Source organism: Umezawaea sp. (assembly GCF_057122925.1).
On sequence record NZ_DBNGPQ010000052.1, the window covers coordinates 103390 to 123490 of the forward strand.

Annotated in this window: 19 protein-coding genes and 1 other RNA gene; 16 read left to right on the plus strand and 4 right to left on the minus strand. The window is 71.6% G+C overall.

Annotated elements, in window-relative coordinates; translation table 11 throughout:
• The first annotated feature begins 8 nt into the window (after window positions 1-8).
• Genes cobC through AC156L_RS11610 form a run of 4 tightly spaced genes read left to right on the plus strand, consistent with a single transcriptional unit; the run spans window position 9 to window position 4086 of the window.
• Window positions 9-1040: an Rv2231c family histidinol phosphate aminotransferase CobC gene (gene cobC / locus AC156L_RS11595; protein WP_330883812.1), complete on the plus strand. Its 1032-nt coding sequence runs from the start codon at window positions 9-11 to the stop codon at window positions 1038-1040.
• The gene (locus AC156L_RS11600) at window positions 1037-2188 is read left to right on the plus strand and encodes a Nif3-like dinuclear metal center hexameric protein (protein ID WP_330883814.1); all 1152 of its coding nucleotides are present in this window, start codon (window positions 1037-1039) and stop codon (window positions 2186-2188) included. The genes cobC and AC156L_RS11600 overlap by 4 nt, the downstream gene beginning before the upstream one ends.
• Window positions 2189-2926: a zinc ribbon domain-containing protein gene (locus AC156L_RS11605; RefSeq protein ID WP_330883816.1), complete on the plus strand. Its 738-nt coding sequence runs from the start codon at window positions 2189-2191 to the stop codon at window positions 2924-2926. It abuts the gene before it with no gap.
• On the plus strand, window positions 2923-4086 hold the full coding sequence (locus AC156L_RS11610; RefSeq protein WP_330883818.1) for a bifunctional RNase H/acid phosphatase: 1164 nt from the start codon (window positions 2923-2925) through the stop codon (window positions 4084-4086). Before AC156L_RS11605 ends, AC156L_RS11610 begins: the two co-directional genes overlap by 4 nt.
• Before the next feature lie 153 nt (window positions 4087-4239).
• On the opposite strand, the gene ssuE is transcribed toward AC156L_RS11610, so the two are convergent.
• A complete protein-coding gene (gene ssuE / locus AC156L_RS11615; RefSeq protein WP_330883820.1) occupies window positions 4240-4815 on the minus strand; it encodes an NADPH-dependent FMN reductase in 576 nt (191 codons plus the stop codon).
• Between the two features lie 358 nt (window positions 4816-5173).
• On the opposite strand from ssuE, the gene rnpB reads away from it, so the two are divergent.
• An RNA gene (gene rnpB, locus AC156L_RS11620) (RNase P RNA component class A) lies at window positions 5174-5571 on the plus strand.
• Window positions 5572-6048: 477 nt separating this feature from the next.
• On the opposite strand, the gene AC156L_RS11625 is transcribed toward rnpB, so the two are convergent.
• On the minus strand, window positions 6049-6351 hold the full coding sequence (locus AC156L_RS11625) for a hypothetical protein (protein ID WP_330883822.1): 303 nt from the start codon (window positions 6349-6351) through the stop codon (window positions 6049-6051).
• A 422-nt stretch (window positions 6352-6773) separates the two neighbouring features.
• Between AC156L_RS11625 and AC156L_RS11630 the strand changes: the two genes are divergently transcribed.
• From AC156L_RS11630 to AC156L_RS11675, 10 genes are all read left to right on the plus strand, one after another.
• Window positions 6774-7058 carry a hypothetical protein gene (locus AC156L_RS11630; protein WP_259629938.1) on the plus strand — a complete coding sequence of 95 codons (285 nt, stop codon included), beginning with the start codon at window positions 6774-6776 and terminating at the stop codon, window positions 7056-7058.
• A gap of 3 nt (window positions 7059-7061) precedes the next feature.
• Complete coding sequence (locus tag AC156L_RS11635) at window positions 7062-7568, plus strand: hypothetical protein (RefSeq protein ID WP_330883824.1); 507 nt, start codon at window positions 7062-7064, stop codon at window positions 7566-7568.
• Between the two features lie 19 nt (window positions 7569-7587).
• On the plus strand, window positions 7588-10413 hold the full coding sequence (locus AC156L_RS11640; protein ID WP_330883826.1) for an ATP-binding protein: 2826 nt from the start codon (window positions 7588-7590) through the stop codon (window positions 10411-10413).
• On the plus strand, window positions 10410-12344 hold the full coding sequence (locus AC156L_RS11645; RefSeq protein ID WP_330883827.1) for a hypothetical protein: 1935 nt from the start codon (window positions 10410-10412) through the stop codon (window positions 12342-12344). Before AC156L_RS11640 ends, AC156L_RS11645 begins: the two co-directional genes overlap by 4 nt.
• A 1-nt stretch (window position 12345) precedes the next feature.
• A complete protein-coding gene (locus AC156L_RS11650; protein WP_330883829.1) occupies window positions 12346-12945 on the plus strand; it encodes a hypothetical protein in 600 nt (199 codons plus the stop codon).
• Between the two features lie 4 nt (window positions 12946-12949).
• On the plus strand, window positions 12950-13954 hold the full coding sequence (locus tag AC156L_RS11655; RefSeq protein WP_330883831.1) for a C40 family peptidase: 1005 nt from the start codon (window positions 12950-12952) through the stop codon (window positions 13952-13954).
• 59 nt (window positions 13955-14013) lie between these two features.
• On the plus strand, window positions 14014-14568 hold the full coding sequence (locus AC156L_RS11660; RefSeq protein ID WP_330883833.1) for a hypothetical protein: 555 nt from the start codon (window positions 14014-14016) through the stop codon (window positions 14566-14568).
• A gap of 486 nt (window positions 14569-15054) precedes the next feature.
• Window positions 15055-16455, plus strand: a complete 1401-nt coding sequence (locus AC156L_RS11665) for an RNB domain-containing ribonuclease (protein WP_330883865.1) — start codon at window positions 15055-15057, stop codon at window positions 16453-16455.
• Between the two features lie 10 nt (window positions 16456-16465).
• On the plus strand, window positions 16466-17134 hold the full coding sequence (gene npdG / locus AC156L_RS11670; protein ID WP_330883837.1) for an NADPH-dependent F420 reductase: 669 nt from the start codon (window positions 16466-16468) through the stop codon (window positions 17132-17134).
• On the plus strand, window positions 17134-17871 hold the full coding sequence (locus AC156L_RS11675) for a helical backbone metal receptor (protein ID WP_330883839.1): 738 nt from the start codon (window positions 17134-17136) through the stop codon (window positions 17869-17871). The genes npdG and AC156L_RS11675 overlap by 1 nt, the downstream gene beginning before the upstream one ends.
• A 10-nt stretch (window positions 17872-17881) precedes the next feature.
• Here AC156L_RS11675 and panB read toward each other — a convergent pair whose 3' ends face one another.
• Window positions 17882-18742: a 3-methyl-2-oxobutanoate hydroxymethyltransferase gene (panB, locus tag AC156L_RS11680; RefSeq protein WP_330883841.1), complete on the minus strand. Its 861-nt coding sequence runs from the start codon at window positions 18740-18742 to the stop codon at window positions 17882-17884.
• 139 nt (window positions 18743-18881) lie between these two features.
• Here panB and AC156L_RS11685 point away from each other — a divergent pair, with 139 nt between their 5' ends.
• Window positions 18882-19253 carry a VOC family protein gene (locus AC156L_RS11685; protein ID WP_330883843.1) on the plus strand — a complete coding sequence of 124 codons (372 nt, stop codon included), beginning with the start codon at window positions 18882-18884 and terminating at the stop codon, window positions 19251-19253.
• Here AC156L_RS11685 and AC156L_RS11690 read toward each other — a convergent pair.
• The gene (locus AC156L_RS11690; RefSeq protein ID WP_330883845.1) at window positions 19231-20070 is read right to left on the minus strand and encodes an alpha/beta fold hydrolase; all 840 of its coding nucleotides are present in this window, start codon (window positions 20068-20070) and stop codon (window positions 19231-19233) included. The genes AC156L_RS11685 and AC156L_RS11690 overlap by 23 nt on opposite strands.
• Window positions 20071-20101: the final 31 nt, after the last annotated feature.

A 20101-nucleotide genomic window follows, 5' to 3' on the forward strand; every position in this document is an offset into this window, starting at 1 on the left:
TCCGGGCGATGACCAGCGAGCGCGCCCTCCTGCGCCACCACGGAGACGTCGACGCCGCCCCCGGCCTCGTCGACTTCGCCGTGAACGTGCGCCTGCCGCGCCCACCCGCGTGGCTGCGCGACCGCCTCGTGGCCGCGCTGGACGACCTCGGCCGCTACCCGAGCGACCTCGCAGACCTCACCGCCCGCCGCACCGTCGCCGCCCGCCACGGCCGCACGCCGGAGGAGGTGCTGGTGCTCGCGGGCGCCGCCGAGGGGTTCGCGCTGCTCCCGGTGCTGCGGCCGGTGCTCGCCGCCGTGGTGCACCCGTCGTTCACCGAGCCCGAGGTGGCGCTGGTCGACGCGGGCGTGCCGGTGCACCGGGTCCTGCTGCGCGCCGAGGACGGGTACGCGCTGCGACCCGAGCTGGTGCCGGACGAGGCCGACCTGGTCGTGATCGGCAACCCGACCAACCCGACCTCCGTGCTCCACCCGGCCGCCGCGATAGCCGCACTGGCCCGTCCCGGCCGCGTCCTGGTCGTGGACGAGGCGTTCGCGGACACCCTGCCGGACGAGCCGGAATCCCTGTCCGGGCAACGGCTTCCCGGGCTGCTGGTGCTGCGCAGCCTCACCAAGACCTGGGGTCTGGCCGGCCTGCGCGCCGGTTACCTGCTCGGCGACCCGGCCCTGCTGGCGCGACTCGCCCACCACCGTCCACAGTGGCCGGTCGGCAGCCTGGTGCTGGAAGCCGTCACGGCCTGCTGCGAACCCGCCGCCGTCGCCGCGGCCCGGCGGATCGCGGAGGAGACCGCGCCGCACACCGACCACGCCGCCCGCGCGCTGGCCGACCTGCTCGTCGTGCCGCCGCGCGCGCCGTTCCTGCTGCTCGACGTCCCCGGCGGCGCAGAGGTCAGGGAAGCGCTGCGGGGCAAGGGGATCGCGGTCCGCCGCGGCGACACGTTCCCCGGCCTCACCCCCGACCACCTGAGGGTCGCCACCCGGCCGCCCGCCGAGTTCGACCTGCTGGTCGACGCACTACGAGTCGCGCTGGAGGAACGGTGAGCACCACCCTCGGACAGGTCGTCGCGGCGCTGGAGGCCGCGTACCCGCCAGGGACCGCCGAGTCGTGGGACGCGGTCGGCCTGGTCTGCGGCGACCCCGCCGAACCGGTCACCCGCGTCCTCTGCGTCGTCGACGTCACCGAAACCGTGGTGGACGAGGCGATCGAGGTCGGCGCCGAACTGGTCGTGGCCCACCACCCGCTGATGCTGCGCGGGGTCACCGGCGTCCCGGCGAACGACCCCAAGGGCCACCTCGTGCACCGGATGATCCGCGCGGGCGTGGCGCTGTTCAGCGCGCACACCAACGCCGACGCCGCCGACCCCGGCGTGTCCGACGCGCTCGCCGCGCGCCTCGGCCTCACCGTCACCGGCCCGCTCAGCCCCAACCCCGCGCCCCCGCTGGACGTGCTGACCACGTTCGTCCCGCACGCCGACGCGGTCGACGTCCTGGCCGCGCTGCACGCCGCCGGCGCCGGTCGGCTCGGCGACTACCGCGACGCCGCGTTCACCGTCGCGGGCACCGGCCAGTTCCGCCCGGTCGACGGTGCCAACCCGGCGGTCGGCACCGTAGGCGCGCTGGAGCACGTGGACGAGACCCGCCTCGAAGTGGTGCTGGAACGGCGGCTGCGCAACCAGGTCGTGGCCGCGCTGCGCGCAGCCCACCCGTACGAGGAGGTCGCGCTCAACCTCCACGAGATGGCCGACCTGCCGTCCAGCACCGGCATCGGCCGCATCGGCGAACTCCCCGCCCCCGAAACGCTGCGCGACTTCACCCAGCGCGTCGCCGACGCCCTCCCGGAAACGGTGTGGGGCGTGCGCGCCGCGGGTGATCCTGGTCGCACGGTGCGGCGGGTCGCGGTCTGCGGCGGCTCCGGCGACAGCTACCTGAAGGCCGCGACCGCCGCCCGCGTCGACGCCTACGTGACCTCCGACCTGCGCCACCACCCGGCGTCCGACCACCTCGCGCAGGGCCCCGACGCGCCCGCGCTGGTCGACGTCGCCCACTTCGCGAGCGAGTGGCCCTGGTGCGAGCAGGCAGCGGGGGTGGTCCGCACCGCCTTCGGCGGTACGGTCGAAGCACTCGTCTCCACCCGCCGAACCGATCCGTGGACCGTCGGTGCGACGAGCCGACACAGGAGGACCAACTAAATGAAGGCCGATCCCGCCGTGCAGCGCAGGCTGCTCCCGCTCGCCGAGGTCGACGCCGAACTCTCGCGCGTCGACCACCGCAGGCGCACGCTGCCGGAGATCGTGGAGATCGCCGAAGCGGAGAAGCAGCTCCGGACGAAGACGGACGCGCTGACGACCATCGAGACGACGCTCGGCGACCTCAACCGGGACGTCAAGCGCCAGGAGACCGAGATCGACCAGGTCCGGGCGCGCGAGGACCGCGACCGGAAGCTGATGTCGGGCGGCACGGTCGGGGCCAAGCAGCTCACCGAGCTGGAGCACGAGCTGGCCACGCTGGAGCGCCGCCAGGCCGCGCTGGAGGACGACCTGCTGGAGCTGATGGAGCGGCGCGAGGCCGTCGAGGCCGACGTGCAGCACGCCAGGATCGAGCTGGACAAGGCGACCGAGGCGCTCGCCGACGCGGCTCGCCGCCGGGACGCGACGCTGGCCGACCTGGACTCCATCGAGGCCAAGCGCAAGGCCGACCGCGAGAAGGCCGCGGCCGGCTTCCCCGCCGACCTGCTCGCGCTGTACGAGAAGGTGCGCGCCCACAAGGGGATCGGGGCCGGGCTGCTGCGCTCCCGCCGCTGCGGCGCCTGCCGGATCGAACTCGACCGCAGCGCCTACTCGACCGTTCGCGAAGCCGCGCCGGACGAGGTCCTGCGGTGCGAGGAGTGCGGCGCGATCATGGTGCGGACGGCGGAATCCGGGCTGTGAAGGTCGTCGTCGAGGCGGACGGCGGATCGCGCGGCAACCCCGGACCCGCCGGGTACGGCGCGGTCGTCCGGGCCGCCGAGTCGGGCGAACTCCTCGCCGAGCGCTTCGGCGGCCTAGGCCACGTGACCAACAACGTGGCCGAGTACCAGGGGCTGATCGCCGGGCTCCGCGCGGCGGCCGAGCTGGGGGCGGAGTCCGTCGAGGTGCGGATGGACTCGAAGCTCGTGGTCGAGCAGATGTCCGGGCGGTGGCAGGTCAAGCACCCGTCGATGAGGCCGCTGGCGGCGGAGGCCCGGTCGGTCGCGGCCGGGTTCGAGCACGTCGGCTACACGTGGATCCCGCGCGAGCGCAACAAGGACGCCGACCGGCTGGCGAACCGGGCGATGGACGAGCAGGCAGGTCTCGCCGGGCCCGCCGACCGGGCGACGGACGAGCGGTCGGGTCTCGCCGGGCCCGCCGGCCGGGTGACGGAGGAGCGGTCGGGCACCGCCGACCTGGCCTCGGAGGCCGTCTCGCCCCCGGCGTCCTGGTCCGGCGCGGGCGGCACACCCACCCGCCTGCACCTGCTCCGGCACGGCCAGACCGAGCTGTCGGTCGGCCGCCGGTACTCGGGGCGGGGCAACCCGCCGCTGACCGAGGTCGGCCGCGAGCAGGCCGCGGGAGCCGCGCGGAGGCTGGCGAAGCTGGACGACGTCGCCGCCGTCGTCTCCTCGCCGCTGGGCCGCGCGCGGGAGACCGCCGACGCCGTCGCGTCGGCGCTCGGCCTGGAGGCCGTGGTCGTGGACGGGCTGGTCGAGACCGACTTCGGCGCGTGGGAGGGCCTCACCTTCACCGAGGCCGCCGACCGCGACCCCGACCTGCACCGCAGGTGGCTGTCGGACACGTCCGTCGCGCCGCCCGGTGGCGAGAGCTTCGACGCGGTGCACCGGCGCGTGCGCCGGGCCCGCAACGACCTGATCGCGAGCTACGGCGGCCGGAACCTCGTGGTCGTCAGCCACGTGACACCGATCAAAACACTGTTGCGAATGGCGTTGGACGTCGGCCCGAGCTTGCTTTTCCGACTCCACCTGGATTTGGCGTCACTGTCGGTCACCGAGTTCTACCCGGACGGCCACGCGTCGGTCCGTTTGGTCAACGACACCTCGCACCTGGCGGGCTGACTCCTCGGTGCCGGGGTGCGGCGATCGATCTCCGCGAGATCGGCTGTCGGACCCCGGTGGCGGCATTGGTGTCGGGGGCCCGTCGGCCAAGCGGCGTCAGCCTGCGCTGACCAGGCCGCGCCGGTCAGAGGTCGCTTGGCCGAGCCGCACCGGTCAGACCGCGGGCCGCAGCTGCGCCGTCCCCCGCTTGCGCCGGTAGCCCACGTCCGCCAGCGCGGCCGCGAACCGGTCCACCGCCGCCGACACGGCCAGCTCGGCCTCGGGGTCGAGGGCGGAGTCGCCCAGTTCCGGCCGGATGCGGTTGTCGAGCACGAACTCGCCGCGCACCACGTGGTCGGCGCCCTTGCCCGCCAGCAGCGGGTTCAGCGCGTAGTCCATCGCCACCAGGAACCCCTGGCTGCCGCCCGTGGCCAGCGGCAGGATCGCCCGCCCCCGCAGCGCGCGCTTGGGCAGCAGGTCGAGCAGCGCCTTCACCAGACCGCTGTAGGCGGCCCGGTAGACCGGACTGGCCACGACGATGCCGTCCGCCCGCAGGACGAGCGTCACCGCCTCGGCGATGGCCGGGTCGTTCATGTCCTCCGTGAGCAGCGGCAGCGTGGGCAGCTGGCGAACCCGCAACGTCCGCACGTCGTGGCCTGCTTCGACCAGCCTGGCGTTGACGTGGTCGACCAGCACTCCGGTCCGGGCCGACGCCGATGGGCTGCCGGAGATGGTGAGGATCGTGGACATCAGGTGTGGCACCTCGGTTCGTGCGGGGCCGAGGGCCACCCGGCGTTCGCGAAGTGCGCCGGGTGGCCGACGGGGATCAGTGACGTGCCGGGTTCGCGTCACGGCCACGGGTGAATTCCGTGGCCGGAGCACCAGCCCGAACACGTGCGACAACGCGCGGAAACCGTGCGGAGGAAATGGAAAGGTCGTCAGGGACGACAGAAGGAAGCGGCCACCCGACCGAAGTCGACGTGGCGGCGACGGGTCAACACCCCGGTTCCGACCATGCTTCGAGTAGAGCAGTCCGGCCCGGTCGCAACAAGCCCACGTCCCCCGGATTCCACGACCTGGGACGTGCCCACTATCCTGGGCGTGCGGATGAGTCGGCAGGGCGGCCGCGTCGACAGAATTCATGTCTGTCGCCGAGGAAAGTCCGGACTCCACAGGGCAGGGTGGTTGTTAACGGCAACCAGGGGTGACCCTCGGGACAGTGCCACAGAAAACAGACCGCCTCGGCGTGAGCCGGGGTAAGGGTGAAACGGTGGTGTAAGAGACCACCAGCGCCCCTGGTGACAGGGGCGGCTAGGTAAACCCCACCCGGAGCAAGGCCAAGAGGGTGCTCAGGCACCTGCGCAGGCGTTCGAGGGCTGCCCGCCCGATGCCTGCGGGTAGGCCGCACGAGCCTGTCGGCAACGGCAGGCCGAGATGGATGGCCGCCGAGCGGTGCACCGCGAGGTGCCCGTGGAACAGGATCCGGCTTACATGCCGGCTCATCCGCCCCGTTCTCCTGCTTCCCGTCGGGACGGGACGGCTCCCGTTGCGTGCGGGACGGTCCCGTCGGGGTGTGGTCGATTTGACTCGGGCCCCTGGATTTGACCCTTTGATCGGGGCAAAGGGCAGGTGGTGAAAACCTGCCCGATCAACCAGGGCAAGGGTCAAATCCCCCCGGTAAAATCGACCACGGGTTGCGCGCTCCCGGAAAAAGCAGGCGCCTTCGGTCAGGAAGCGCCACCGAACAAGGCGGCAGCGGGCCGAGTGACCGACTGCTGCCAGGCGGGGGACGCGGCGCGGTCGATTCTACTCGGGGATTCGAGCCTTGAAATCGATGATCGGGCAGGCTTTCGGGACTGCTCTTCGTCCCGATCAAAGGCTCACATGAGGGGCCCCCGAGTCGCATCGGCCGACCACCCGACCACCTCGAACACGCGGACCCCGACCCACGACCCCGAAGCCCGACCCCACGACCCGAGCGAGCTACGGCCGCCGAGCGGGCCGCCCCGGCGGCATCCGGTGCACGGGCCGGAACGGGGCCCCTCCGTTGAACCGCTCCTCCAGCTCCCCGACGTACCCCTCCACGGCCGGGTTCACGATGTCCGCCAGGCTCCGCACCCCGGCCACCGGCTCGTAGGCCGCCAGGTACGTGGCGGCGGCCCTCGCGCGCTCCAGCACCTCGCTGTCGAAGTTGATGGTCCGCTGCACCCGCCGCCCCGTTTGCCGGTCCTCACCGGTAGCCTCTGCGGTGTCCAGCTCGGCCGCGGTGATGGTGATTTCCTTCACCTCCGCGTCCGTGCCGGCAGCGGTTTCGGGCGGCGGGGTCATCGGCGAGCCTCCTCGAGTCGTAACACCGGGCTCCGCCTCCGTTCGGGCGAGTGGTCCGGCCGAACAGGTCAGTCAGGTGATCAGCCGAATGAGGGAGAGGCGGGCGTGCGCACTGTGCGTGACCCGCAAGTTCGCGGTCGGGTGAACTATCTCGGCAAGCGGGAGAATCCGGCCCGGGTGGTTCACGGACGACACCCCCTCAACCATGATGTGCGTGCCAGATTAGACGTAATCGAGTGCGAGGGGAACGGCTTTTGATCACCGCACGGCTCGGCGACTGATACACCTCGTGACGAAGACGTGTTCTACTCGTTAGCGCAAGCCCCGGACGGGACCCCCTATGCCCGCCCGGAGTCGCTCGGCGTACTCAGGAGTACGAGATGACCGCCATGGCCCTGGTAACACTCGCGCAGCAGCAGCAGCCTGGCGGCGGCCTGGGCACAACAGGCATCCGCGACTGGATCCTGAACAACCTGGTTCCGCTGCTCCTCCTCACCGTTGCCGTCCTCCTGCTCTGGCTCGGTGGCGGGAAGGGCGACAACGCAGGTGTGATGCGCAGGCTCGGCGGCGTCATCGTCGCGCTGGCGATCATCGGATTGGCCGTGACCACGAACGCCGGCGCGAACATCGGCACGTGGCTCGCCGGCCTGTTCACCGGAGGCTGACGGGTGCGGGTCCGCACTGACGACGAGGTGTACCGGGTCGACGCCGTCTGGCTGGGACCACCGAAGGCGACCTTCCCCTGGCGTGCGCGCTACGTGGCCTGGGGTGTGGGCATCGCGGTGTTCCTCCTGGTCCTGACGGTCGAGCGGCAGCTCGGGTTCGGCTTCAGCTTCTTCACGACCGCGTGGGCGCTCGTCATCACGGTGATGCTCACGCGCTTCATCTGCGCCCGCATCAGCCACGAGCGGCCGCTGTCGGCCGCACTGGCGATGTGGGTCCGCGAACTGCTCGCCCCCCGCGAACGCACCGCGGGCGTGGGCGGAGCGGCCAGCGCCGCCCGGATTCGGGTCAACCCCCAACGCCCCCGCAGGCGTCAGAAGAAGCGGGGCAGGGGTTCGAGACGCTCCACAGCTTCCACCGTCCAGGTCTCGGAACAGGCCCAGAAGAATCGACGGCGGTCAGGCGGCCGTAAGAAGGAGGTACGCGGTGTTCGGACGCCGGCGAGACCGTGACCGACGCTCCGCGGCGCACGTGGCCCAGCACGCGGCCGCCGCGGACCACTCGGACCGCAAGGTGTACAGCAAGCGGGGTCGTCGCCTCACCGGTGAGCAGGCGATCCCGAGCTACACGCCGTCCATCGCCGCCCGCAGCATCGACGGCCACCTGCTGCGCACCGGCCAGGAGGTCTACGCCTGGTACAAGCTCGCGCCGCAGCGCTGGTCCTTCCGGTCGGACTCGCAGCGCCAGGACCTGATCGCGGCCATCGCCGGTCAGTACGCGGAGCTCCAGGGCCGCTGGATGCACCTGCGCGTGACCACGCGCCCGTACCCGATCCGGATGTGGGCCGAGGCGCACGTCCACAACGCGGTGCGCCGCCTCCCGGACACCCCCGGCACGCTGTCGTTCGACGACTACATGGTCGGCGAGCAGCAGCAGCTCATGGGTCGTTCGATGGCGGAGAAGGAGGTCTACCTGGGCGTCCAGGTGCAGACCCGCAACATGATGGACCGCGCCGTCGAGCGCGCCGCTCCCGTGCTGCGCAAGGTCTTCCCGGACGCCGTGGACGCCGAGCTGGTGGCACTGGACAGCGAGGTCGACCACCTCGACCAGGTCATCGGCTCCGCGGGCCTGGAGGGACGCCCGGCGACGGCCGAGGAGATGTCCTGGCTGATGCACCGGTCGTGCTCGCTCGGCCTGCCCGCCCCGCGCAACCTCCCGGCCGTGCCGGGTGCCGCGTGGGAGCCGGAGGACCTGGCCAGCTTCACCGACGCGGCGGACTTCCACCAGGAGCCGTACTCGCCGACGGTCACCGTGCGTGGCCGGACCGGCTCGAACGCGGGCATCCGGCGCCACGTCGTTGTGCTCACCGTGGGCCTGATGCACGGCCTCCAGATCCCCGAGGTCGACGACCCGTGGGTGCAGAGGGCCGACCGCCTGCCCGCGAGCGTCGAGTGGTCCGCGCGGATCTACGTGCGGAAGCCCGAAGACGTCTCGGGCGAGTTGCAGCGGCAGATGAACAAGGTCCGCTCCCAGGTCCGGCACTACACCGACGAGCACGAACTGGAGCCGCCGCAGTCGCTCGCGCGGCAGGCCAGCCGCGTGCTGGACATCGACGACGAGATGACGTCGGGCTTCACCGCGCTGGGCACCCGTGTGCGCTCGTGGTGGCGGCTCGCCGTCTCGGGTCCGACCGAGCGCGACGCGCTGCGGCTGGCCCAGTCGCTGCTGGACCTCTACAAGCCGAAGGTCGCGATCGAGCACCCCGAGGCGCAGTTCGCCATCGCCAGGGAGTTCATCCCCGGTGAGGCCCTGTCCTCCGGCGCGTACCTGCGCCGCGGCTCGGTGCTGTGGGCGGCCTCGGCCGTCCCGACGGCGACGGCGGAGGTCGGCGACCGCCGCGGCATCCTGCTGGGCGAGACCTGCACCGCCACCCGGCGACCGGTGGCGTGGGACCCGTGGATGGCGCAGGAGCTGCGCGACGCCTCGGGCCTGACGGCGATGGTGGCTGGCCTCGGCGCGGGCAAGTCGTTCCTCGGCGGCGGCATCGTCTACAAGACGCTGCGCGCGGGCGCCCACTGGACGCTGCTCGACCCGTCCGGTCCTCTGGCGGCGCTGTGCGAGCTGCCCGAGCTGAAGCCGTACGCGCGGCCGATCAACCTGCTCAACGCCCAGCCCGGCATCCTCAACCCCTACCGGGTGGTCGCCGAGCCGATGCTGGAGCACTTCATCGACGAGGAGGACCCCGAGCGGGCCTGGCGTCGGGAGAAGGCACTGGCGGCGGCGACCCGGCGGCGGCTGGTGCTGGACGTGCTCAGCGGTCTGCTGCCCTACGAGGTGGCGAAGCTGCCGCAGACCCGGATCGTGCTGCTGCGCGCGGTGCGGACGGTCGGCGGCCGGTTCGACGCCCACCCCGGCCAGGTCTTCGAGGCCCTGCGGCGGGACGCGAGCGAGCACCACGAGCACGCGGTGGTCGTGGCGGACTTCCTGGACGAGATGCGCGAGCGCATGTCGCTGCTCATCCCGGAGCGCAACGCCGACCCGTACGACGAGCAGCGCGACGACCGGCTCACGGTGCTGACCATGGCGGGCCTGAACCTGCCGAAGGACAACGTCGGCCGCGAGCACTGGACCGACGCCGAGGCGCTGGGCGTCGAGATGCTGAACCTGGCCGCGTGGCTCACCCAGCGGTCGATCTACGAGCGCCCCAAGGACCTCCGCAAGGGCGTCTGGATCGACGAGGCGTTCTTCCTGTCTGAGGTCCCGACGGGCCGCGTGCTGATGAACCGCTTCGCGCGCGACTCGCGCAAGTGGAACGTCCGCGTGCTGCTGTCGTCGCAGGTCCCGGCCGACTTCCTGAAGATCCAGGGCTTCGTCACGCTGCTGGACTCGGTCTTCGTCGGCAGGCTCGACGACGACCAGGCCCAGTCGGACGCCCTGCGGCTGCTCAAGGTGCCGATCGGCGCCGGGTACGAGCAGGTCGTGGCGAGCCTCGGCCGTCGTCCCGGTGGCGTGCGCAACGCCGCCGAGCGCGACCGCGCGCCCCGCCAGTTCATCTTCGGCGACGGCGCGGGCGGCGTGGAGCGGATCCGCATCGACTTCAGCGGTCCGCACCTGGCGCACCTGCGCGAGGGCCTGGACACGACGCCGGACGCGCTGCGGCACAACGAGGGCGACATCGTGGAGGTGTCCGCGCCCCTGGAGGAGCGGCTCACCTACAACGAGCGCAACCACACCGACGACTACGAGGACGAGCTGGCCGCCGACCTGGAGGTCGGGCTGGTCGACGACGACGAGCTGGTCGATTCGACACACGGCGAGGGAGGGAACCGCCGACCGGGCCGGGAAGGCGCGGCATGACGCTCCTCCTCATCGTCCTGGCCGCAGCCGCCGCGCCGAGTGCGCGGCGGCTGTACAAACGCTTTCGGGGGCCCGCCAAGCCGGGGCCCAAGCGCTGGCGCCCGCTGGCCGTGGTCGTGGCGATCCTGGCGCTCCAGGCGGTCATCGGCGCTCCGGCGGCGAACGCGGCGGCGTGCGGTGAGTCGCCGAACCCCGAGCGGCCGGGCTCCGGCATGGTCGGCGCGATCGACCCGCCGATCGGCAACGGCCTCAAGGACACGCCGTACCTGAACTTCGGCTACGCGGGCATGGTCTGGCACACCTACCAGGAGAAGTGCACCGTCCTGCCCGACTCGCCCGGTGTGATCGACACCTGGGTGGGCAACGAGCTGTTCAACGTCGGCAAGAACATCGTCGGCGCGACGAACGCCCTGCACTACACCGTGATGGGCCGCGGTCTGCTGGTGCCGCTGGACGACGCGGTGAAGTCCGGCGTCCAGAAGGTCTACGACAACGTCTACCTGCGCTGGTTCGGCCTGGTGGCGCTGCTGCTGGCGATCCTGATGTTCCGGCAGATCTGGCAGGGCGACCTGGCCACGATCAGCAAGCGGGGCATGTGGGCGCTGGCCGCCATGTGGCTGGCGACGTCGACGCTCGCGTTACCCCAGTTCTACACGCTGCTCGACAGCACGCTGGTGACCAAGACGTCGGAGATCCAGGCCGGTTTCGTGGAGTCGCCCGAGGAACAGGGCACGCTGCACGTGCTGCCGTCCAAGCTGCACGACACCGTCGTCTACCAGAGCTGGCTGCGCGGCGAGTTCGGCACGCCGGACGCCCCGCAGGCGACCGAGTTCGGCTCGCGGCTGCTCAACGCGCAGGCGTGGACGACCGACGAGCTGGCCCAGCACAAGGACGGCGACCAGGCGGCGCTGGACGCGAAGAAGGCCGAGTACAAGGCGATCTTCGCGGGCCTCGGCACGTCCAAGGGCTACTTCACCGGCGAGGACGGCAGCCGCATGGGCTCCGGGTTCCTCGCGATGCTCCAGGCCGTCGCGTTCTCGCTGTTCCAGCTGTTCGCGAAGGCCGCGGTGCTGCTGGCCCAGCTCCTGCTGCGCATCCTGACGCTGGCCGGACCGCTGATCGGCCTGGTCGCGCTGATCCACCACGACCTGCTGCGCAAGGTCGGCCGCGCGGCGGCCGTGACCGTGTTCAACGTGCTGATCCTCGCCGTGCTGGCGGGCACGCACGCGCTGCTGCTCCAGGCGATCCTCAACGCCAACGGGCTGTCGCTGCTGACCAGGACCCTGCTCGGGCTGATGCTGACGCTCATCTGCTTCATGATCGGCAAACCGCTGCGCCGCATGTGGCAGATGGTGGAGATGTCGGTCGGGTCGGCCAGCCAGGCGCTGCCGATGGGCCAGGGGCTGCTGTCGCGGATGCGCGGCAAGAAGGCCGACACCGGCCCGACGCCGCAGGACGAGTTCTGGGACACCGTGCGCGACACCGATCCCGACGGCGACCCGACCCCGCAGCGTGACCGGACCCGCGTCCGGCCCGAGGCGAACAACCCGGTCATGGCGACGGCGCAGCGGCTCGACCGCCGCTCCGGCCCGGCCGAGCTGCCGTCCTCGTCCGGTGTCGAGGGGACGGGCGACCGGGCGCTGCCCGCGCGCGGCTACGGCGGAGCGGCGGCAGCCCTGCCGTCGGGCCGCTCCAGCCGCGTCGTGGACACCGCCCCGGCGTCCGACCGGGGCTGGGACCGGCAGGAGGACGCGGTCTTCGTGCCCTCCCGCGTGCCCACGTACAGCAGCAACAACAGCAGCAGCTTCGCCCGCGTCGCGGACAACCCCGTGGTGCCTGGCCCCCGCAGGGCCGAGACGGAAGTCGTCGCGGGCAGGCAGGTGCACGTGATCTACCGCCCGTCGCGCGGGCTCGAAGTCAGGGACAACTGAGATGCCGATCCGGACGAACAGGGGCCGCGCGGCGGTCTACCGACGCCTGTGGAGCTGGCCGCTGCGGTCGCCCAACCACCTGATCGCGACGATGGTCGGCTTCGCCGTGGTGATCATCGTGTTCACCAGCGTGATCCCGGCCATGACCAAGGGCGCGAGGGGTGGCGCGACGAACGCCGCGGGCACCAGCACGTCGCAGGTGCCCGGCCAGGTGGGTGTGCTCCCCTCCGGTGTCCCGAGCATCTCGCTGCCCACGAAGGCGCCCCCGCCGTCGGCCACGCCCTCGTCCGCGCCCGTCGACCCCGACGCCCGGATCACCGCCGACCTGTGGGCCGACGCGTGGATCACCCGTCCGGCGGACGACAAGAGCACCACCTGGCTTGAGACCCTCAAGCCGTACACAACGGAAGAGCTGTTGCCCCAGATGGCGACCGTCGACCCCAGGAACCTGCCGACGGCGCTGGACGGGGTGGTGACGCCGAAGGAGTCGCACCCCGACTCCGTCGTGTTCGAGGTCGGGCTGAAGGGCGAGGGCACGCTGCGGATGACGGTGGTGAAGAGGGCCGACAAGTGGCTCGTGCACAAGTACGACAGGGTGTGACGGCATGCTGAAGGTCGGCGTCGTGGTGTCGGTGCTCGTGACCGTGCTGCTCACGGTCATCCTCACCAACGGTGTGACGACGGTCGTCGGCAACAACAGCAACGCCCTCGGCACCATCGGCCTCGTCAACATGAGCTGCAACGCCGCCATCGGCCCGTGGGACGCGGGCGGGGCGGACAAGGGCAAGAACGACGCCAGCAACCTCAAGGAAGACCAGCGCAGCACCGTCGCCAAGATCATCTCCATCGGTCAGGAGCGCAAGCTCCCGCCGCTCGCGTGGCAGGTCGCCATCCAGGCGGGCATGACCGAGTCCGGCCTCAGGCCGCTCGACTACGGCGATCGGGACTCCCTCGGCATCTTCCAGATGCGCCCCTCGATGGGCTGGGGCAGCCCGGCCGAGGTCACCGACCCGCAGTACGCGATCAACAAGTTCTACGACGTCCTGCTGTCCGTGCCGGACTGGGAGTCCAGGCGGCCGGGTGAGTCGGCGCAGGCCGTGGAGCGCTCGGCGTTCCCGGACCGGTACCACAACTGGGAGGCCATGGCGGCCTTCCTCATCGGTGAACTCGGCCAGATCGCCGACCCGGCGGGCTGCGGGCAGAGCAACGGCGCGTTCCTGGCGACCTCGGCGGCGGCGGCCAAGGCCATCGCGTTCACCAAGGACCAGTTGGGCGAGCCCTACCTGTGGGGCGGCAACGGTCCCGACGCCTGGGACTGCTCCGGCATCCTGGTCAAGGCGTTCGCCACCGCCGACATCCAGATCCCGCGCGTGGCGAACGACCAGTACATGAAGGGCGGCGCCTACCTCCCCGTGCGGGAAGCGCAGCCAGGTGATTTGATCTTCTGGGCCAACGACCCGGCCGACCCGGTGACGGTGCACCACGTCGCCATGTACCTGGGGGGCGACGAGTACATCCACGCGCCGCAGACGGGGGACGTGGTGAAGATCAGCAAGATCAACTGGGACTACCACGAATTGATGCCACTGGCCGTCAGGCCGGGTGTGTAGGTCAGCGTAGGCCAGGCGAGGCGCGCAGAAGCCGAGCCTGTCAGGAGGGAGCGCCGCACATGTTCACCCCCGACCCCATCCCGCGCCCGGTAGGACCGCCCGCGTCCACCACACCGGTGCGCGACTACCTGTCGAGCCCGAAACCGGGCGTGGACAAGGCGTACGTGGTCTTACCGCGATCCCTGGTCGAGTCGATGCCGCTGCCGTGGCAGCAGCACATGGCCCACCTGCTGGCCGAGCTGCACCACAACTCGGCCCACCTCCAGTGGCCGCACTACCGGGTGGTGCCGTCGCGGGTGGAGCGGTTGGTCGACCTGGACGAGGAGCAGCTCGCGGAGGTCGGGGCGATCATGGAGATCGACTCGGACGGGGAGCTGGTGTACCGGGAGCGGAACGGGGGGCGGATCTCCAATCCGGAGAGTCGGACCGTGATGGTGTCGTGCGTGGACCCGATTCCGGCGGAGTACGCCAATGCGAATCAGAGCACGCCGCCTCGGGGATTTCCCGCTCCTTATCCTGGGCAGGGACATCCTGGGCCTTCCCATCCTGGGCAGCCGCATCCTGGGCAGCCGCACCCCTCTGGGCCGTTGCCCGTGCAGGCTCCGCAGTGGTGAGCTGGTTTCAGCTGGTCGGGTAGCTGCCGGTCCTGTCGGATCGGGTGGCCGCCGGTCCCGGCCGGGGTGGCCGATGTGACTCGGGGACCCCTCGATTCGACCCTGTGATCGGGCCAATGGGCAGGTGGTGTCAACCTGCCCGACCTACCGGGGCAAGGGTCAAATCCCCCGAGTGAAATCGGCCGTGTTTTGGGGAAGGCAGCGGCCTCGCTTTCAGTCGTGTCGAGATGACATGCGTTGGTTTGCATGGAAGTCTGGTGGTATGGCTGATGATGAGAATGCCTGGTACTACTGCCTGACCCACAAGACCGTTGAGCGTGGGGTCGGGTGCAGGGGTGGGGACCGCATGGGGCCCTACGCCGATGAGGCGACCGCTTCTCGTGCTCTGGAGATCGCTCGTGAGCGGACCCGGTCGGCTGATGAGGCGTCGCGCAAATGGGACGGCGACTGACGCCGCGCGGCTAGGGTGGGTTCGTGGCCTCCTTGGTGATCAGGACCGGTCGCGCCGAGTTGGACTTCAGCGGGATCCGGACCGAGTTCGGGTTGCCGCAGGAGTTTCCCGCTGGGGCGTTGGCCGAGGCGGAGCGTGCGGTGTTGAGCGCGCCCGGTGAGCGGGAGGACGCGACCGCGCTCCCGTTCGTGACCATCGACCCTCCTGGTGCGAAGGACCTCGACCAGGCGCTGCTGATCGAGCGGTTGCCCGGTGGGAAGTTCCGGGTGCACTACGCCATCGCCGATGTCGGCGGGTTCGTCGTGCCGGGCGGGGCGTTGGACGCCGAGGTGCGCAAGCGCGGGCAGACGCTGTACCTGCCCGACGGCAACGTGCCGCTGCACCCGACCGTGTTGTCCGAGGGGGCGGCCAGTCTGCTGCCCACCCAGACGCGGCCTGCCGTGCTGTGGACGTTCGACTGCGGTTCGGACGGTGAGCCCGAGTCGGTGCGGGTGCGGCGGGCGCTGGTGCGGTCCACCGCGCAGTTCGACTACGAGAGCGTGCAGGCGACGATCGACGCGGGGACGGTGCACCCGTCGATCGAGGCGCTGCCGGACTTCGGTCGGCTGCGGCGGGAGCGGGCGCTCGACCGGGGCGCGGTGGAGTTGCAGCTGCCCGAGCAGGAGATCGAGCCCAACGGCGACGGTGACTGGAAGCTCGTGCTGCGGCCCCGCGTGGAGGTGGACGCGTGGAACGCGGAGATCTCGCTGCTGACCGGCATGGCCGCCGCCAAGATCATGCTGGACGCCCGCGTGGGTGTCATCCGGACGCTTCCCGACGCCGATGAGGGCGCGGTCGAGGCGATCAAGAGGTCGGCTCAGGCGTTGAACGTGCCGTGGGCCGACGGGGTGAGTCCCGCGAAGCTGCTGGCCGGGCTCGACCCGGCGCGGCCGGAGTCGTTGGCGTTGTTCGTGGACGCGACCCGGCTGCTGCGCGGTGCGGGGTACACGGCGTTCAACGGGACGGTGCCGGAGATCGCCACGCACGCGGGCATCGCGGCCTCCTACGCGCACGTCACCGCTCCTCTTCGGCGGTTGGTGGACCGGTTCGCCACGGAGGTCTGCCTGGCCGTGACCGAGGGTCGTGAGGTGCCCGAGTGGCTCCAGCAGGCGCTGCCCGAGCTGCCCGGTCTGATGGGTGGGTCCGACGCGGTGGCGAGCAAGGTCGACCGGGCCTGCCTGGACCAGGTCGAGGCGTGGGTGATGGAGGACCGGGTCGGGCAGGAGTTCGACGCCGTGGTGCTGCGGTCCGAGGGCAACGGTGCCGACGTGTTCGTCCCCGAGCCGCCCGTGATGGGGCGCTGCTCCGGCGAGGACATCCCCGAGGGCGAGCGGATCCGGGTGCGGCTCGTGCAGGCTGACGCGGCTCGCCGGAAGGTCGCGTTCGAAGTCGTGTGAAGATGACCCGGTGACTGCGATTCGTGAGCTGACCGTGGGTGTACTGGGTGGTACTGGCGCGCAGGGCAAGGGGCTCGCGCTGCGCTGGGCCAAGGCCGGGCTGAAGGTCGTGATCGGCTCCCGTGCGGCTGAGCGCGCGGAGAAGTCGGCCGAGGAGCTGCGGGAACTGGCAGGCGTCGACCACGTGACCGGTGCGGACAACCAGGGCTGCGCGGAGCAGTCGGACATCGTGCTGGTGGCCGTGCCGTGGGACGGGCACGGCGAGCTGGTGGCGTCGCTGCGGGAAGCGCTGGTCGGGAAGATCGTCGTGGACTGCGTGAACCCGCTCGGCTTCGACAAGCAGGGGCCGTTCGCGCTGGCCGTGGAGGAGGGCAGCGCGGCGCAGCAGACGGCGGCGCTGCTGCCCGAGTCGCGCGTGACGGCGGCGTTCCACCACGTGTCCGCGGTGTCGTTGGCGGACCTGACGATCGAGTCGGTCGACATGGACGTGCTGGTGCTCGGCGACGACCGCGAGGCCACGGACGTCGTGCGCGAGCTGGCCGAGACGGTGCCCGGCTTCCGGGGCGTCTTCGGCGGGCGGCTGCGCAACGCGCACCAGGTCGAGGCGTTCACCGCGAACCTGATCGCGATCAACCGCCGCTACAAGGCCCACGCGGGTCTGAAGATCACCGACATCTGATGCTGCCCGTCGACGACCTCGGCGAGCCGGTCCCGATCCCGGACCGGCCCCGCCGGGTCGTCAGCCTGGTGCCGTCGCTGACGGAGTCGGTGCCCGCGTCGTCGCTGGTCGGCGTGACGGACTACTGCCCGGTCGACACCGCCCGCGTCGGCGGGTCGAAGTACCCGGACGTCGACCGCGTGCTCGCGCTGCGGCCTGACCTGGTCCTCGCGAACGTCGAGGAGAACCGGGCCGAGGACGTGGAGCGGTTGCGGGCCAACGGGGTCGCGGTGTGGGTGACGGCCGCGCCCGCGACCGTGCCGCAGGCCCTCGCGTCGCTGCGGAGGCTGCTGGCGACGGCGTGGGACGTCGAGCCGGACTGGCTCGTGCGGGCCGAGGAGGTCTGGCGGCACGCGGAACCGGTGTGGGCGAGGGCGGTCGTCCCGGTGTGGCGTCGGCCGTGGGTCGTGCTCGGCCGCGACACGTTCGCCGGTGACGTGCTGCGGCGCCTGGGGGTGGAGAACGTCTACGGCGACCACGCCGAGCGCTACCCGAGGCCGTCGCTGGACGAGATCCGGGCCACGGGCGCCGACCTGGTCGTGCTGCCCGACGAGCCGTACGCGTTCAGCGCCACCGACGGTCCGGAGGCGTTCCCCGGCACGAGGTGCGTGCTCGTGTCGGGGCGCCACCTGACGTGGTACGGGCCGTCGCTGGTCGAGGCCCGCGAGGTGCTGGAACTCCGTCGAGGACGTCCTTGACGGCGTTCGATCAGTGGAAGGTGTGCTCGGGGCCGGGGAACTCGTGGCCCCTGACCTCGGCGGCGAACGCCTGCGCCGCGGTGCTCATCAGGCCCGCCATGTCGGCGTAGCGCTTCACGAACTTGGGGGCCCTGCCGCGGCGCAGCCCCATCATGTCCTGCCACACCAGCACCTGGGCGTCGGTGTCCGGACCGGCGCCGATGCCGACGGTGGGGACCCGCAGGTCGTGGGTGATCTGCTTCGCGACCTCGGAGGTCACCATCTCCAGCACGACCGCGAACGCGCCCGCTTCCTCCAGGGCCTTCGCGTCGGCGACGACGGAGTCGAAGGACTCGCGGCGGCCCTGCACGCGGTAGCCGCCGAGCTGGTGCTCGCTCTGCGGGGTGAACCCGATGTGCCCCATGACCGGGATGCCCGCCCGCACGATCGCCTGGACGTGCGGCGCGAAGTGCCTGCCGCCCTCCAGCTTGACCGCGTGGGCCTGGCCCTCCTTCATGAACCGGACGGCGGTGGCGACGGCCTGCTCGACCGACACCTGGTAGCTGCCGAACGGCAGGTCTGCGACCACGAGGGCCTTCTTCACCGACCTGGTGACGCTGCGGACCAGCGGGATCAGCTCGTCGACGGTCACCGGCAGCGAGGTCTCGTGGCCGTAGACGTTGTTCGACGCGGAGTCGCCGACCAGCAGGACGGGGATGCCCGCCTCGTCGAACAGCTCGGCGGTGTACATGTCGTAGGCCGTGAGCATGGGCCACGGCTCGCCCCGTTCCTTCATCTCGCGAAGGTGGGGGATGCGCACCCGCTTGGCGGGTGCGGCCGACTGCGCGGGGCCGTTTCCGTACGGCGCCGCTACTTCAGCCGCAGAGGTCATGGTGGACCGTCCTTCCCTCGACGCCCGCTCCGTTGCGGGTCCCCGGGTGTGTTTGCACGGTTACGCGGTCCAGCGTGACACCGGCGGGGCCCTCGCGGCAGAGTGTGCGAGTAGCCTCACACCACTTCGAGGGGGTGGCATGGCCTGTCGAATCACCGAACTCGTGCTCGACTGCGTCGATCCGGACAAGCTCGCCGACTTCTGGTGCGGCGTGCTCGGCTACCAGGTCCTGGACCGCGACCAGGACGGGATCGAGATCGGTCGCGCGGACCAGGCGCCCGAGGACCGGATCACGCTCGTGCTCAGCCGCGGCGCCGACCGCAGGCGGCAGAAGCTGCCGCTGCACCTGGACGTGAACGCCACCGACCGCGACCAGGCCGCCGAGTTGGAACGGCTGCTGGCGCTGGGCGCTAAGCAGGTCGACATCGGCCAGTCCGGGGTGAGCTGGCACGTGCTCGCCGACCCGGAGGGCAACGAGTTCTGCCTGCTCAAACGGCGTGTGGCCCCCTGAGGACGTCCCGGACGGCCATCGCGACCGCGTCCGGCCGGTCGACCGGGATCATGTGCCTGCTGCCGGGCACCAGCACGTTGCGGCCCCACGGCACGAGCCCCGCGAGCGCGGAGTGCTCCGGCCACAGCCTGCGTCCGGCGGTGAGCACCTGGAACGGCACCTCCGGCAGCGGGTGGTCGACCCGCAGGCGCTCCAGGTCCGCGACCTGGTCGGGGTAGGCGGCGAGTTCCGCGAGCACGGCCTTCGCCACGTGCGGTCGCCGGTAGACGGCCCTGACCAGCGCTTCCGGGGCCGGGTCGCGCTTGGCGAGCGTCGAGCCCTCGATGGCCCAGCGCCGCAGCAGGTGGCCGTGCCTGCGCACGAACGCCGCGCCCGCGCCGTGCGGCACGAGCGCCAGCAGCCAGTGCGCGACCAGCGCGGACAGGTCGAACGGCCGCCCGGCGCCCGGCGACTCCGGGTCGGGGTCGAGCAGCACGAGACCGGCCACCCGGTCCGGGCGCAGCCGGGCGAACGCCTCCACGTGCATCGTGGCCATCGAGTGGCCCACGAGCACGGCGGTCGGCGCGTCGCCGAGCACGGCCTCCAGCACCGCGACCTCGCGGGCCAGCGTCGGGTCGGTCGAGGTGGGCGCGCTGTCGCCCGTTCCGGGCCGATCGAACACGATCACCCGCGCGCTCCCGGCCAGCAGGGCTACCGTTGCACTCCAGTCGAACCAGGCCCCGCCGAGCCCTGAGCTGAGCACGACGACCGGGTCGTCCGCTTTCCCGGCCGAGGTGACGTGCACCCCTCCGGCCTCGGTGATGATCGTGGTCCGCACCCGTTCAGGGTCACCTACGAACCTGTGGAGA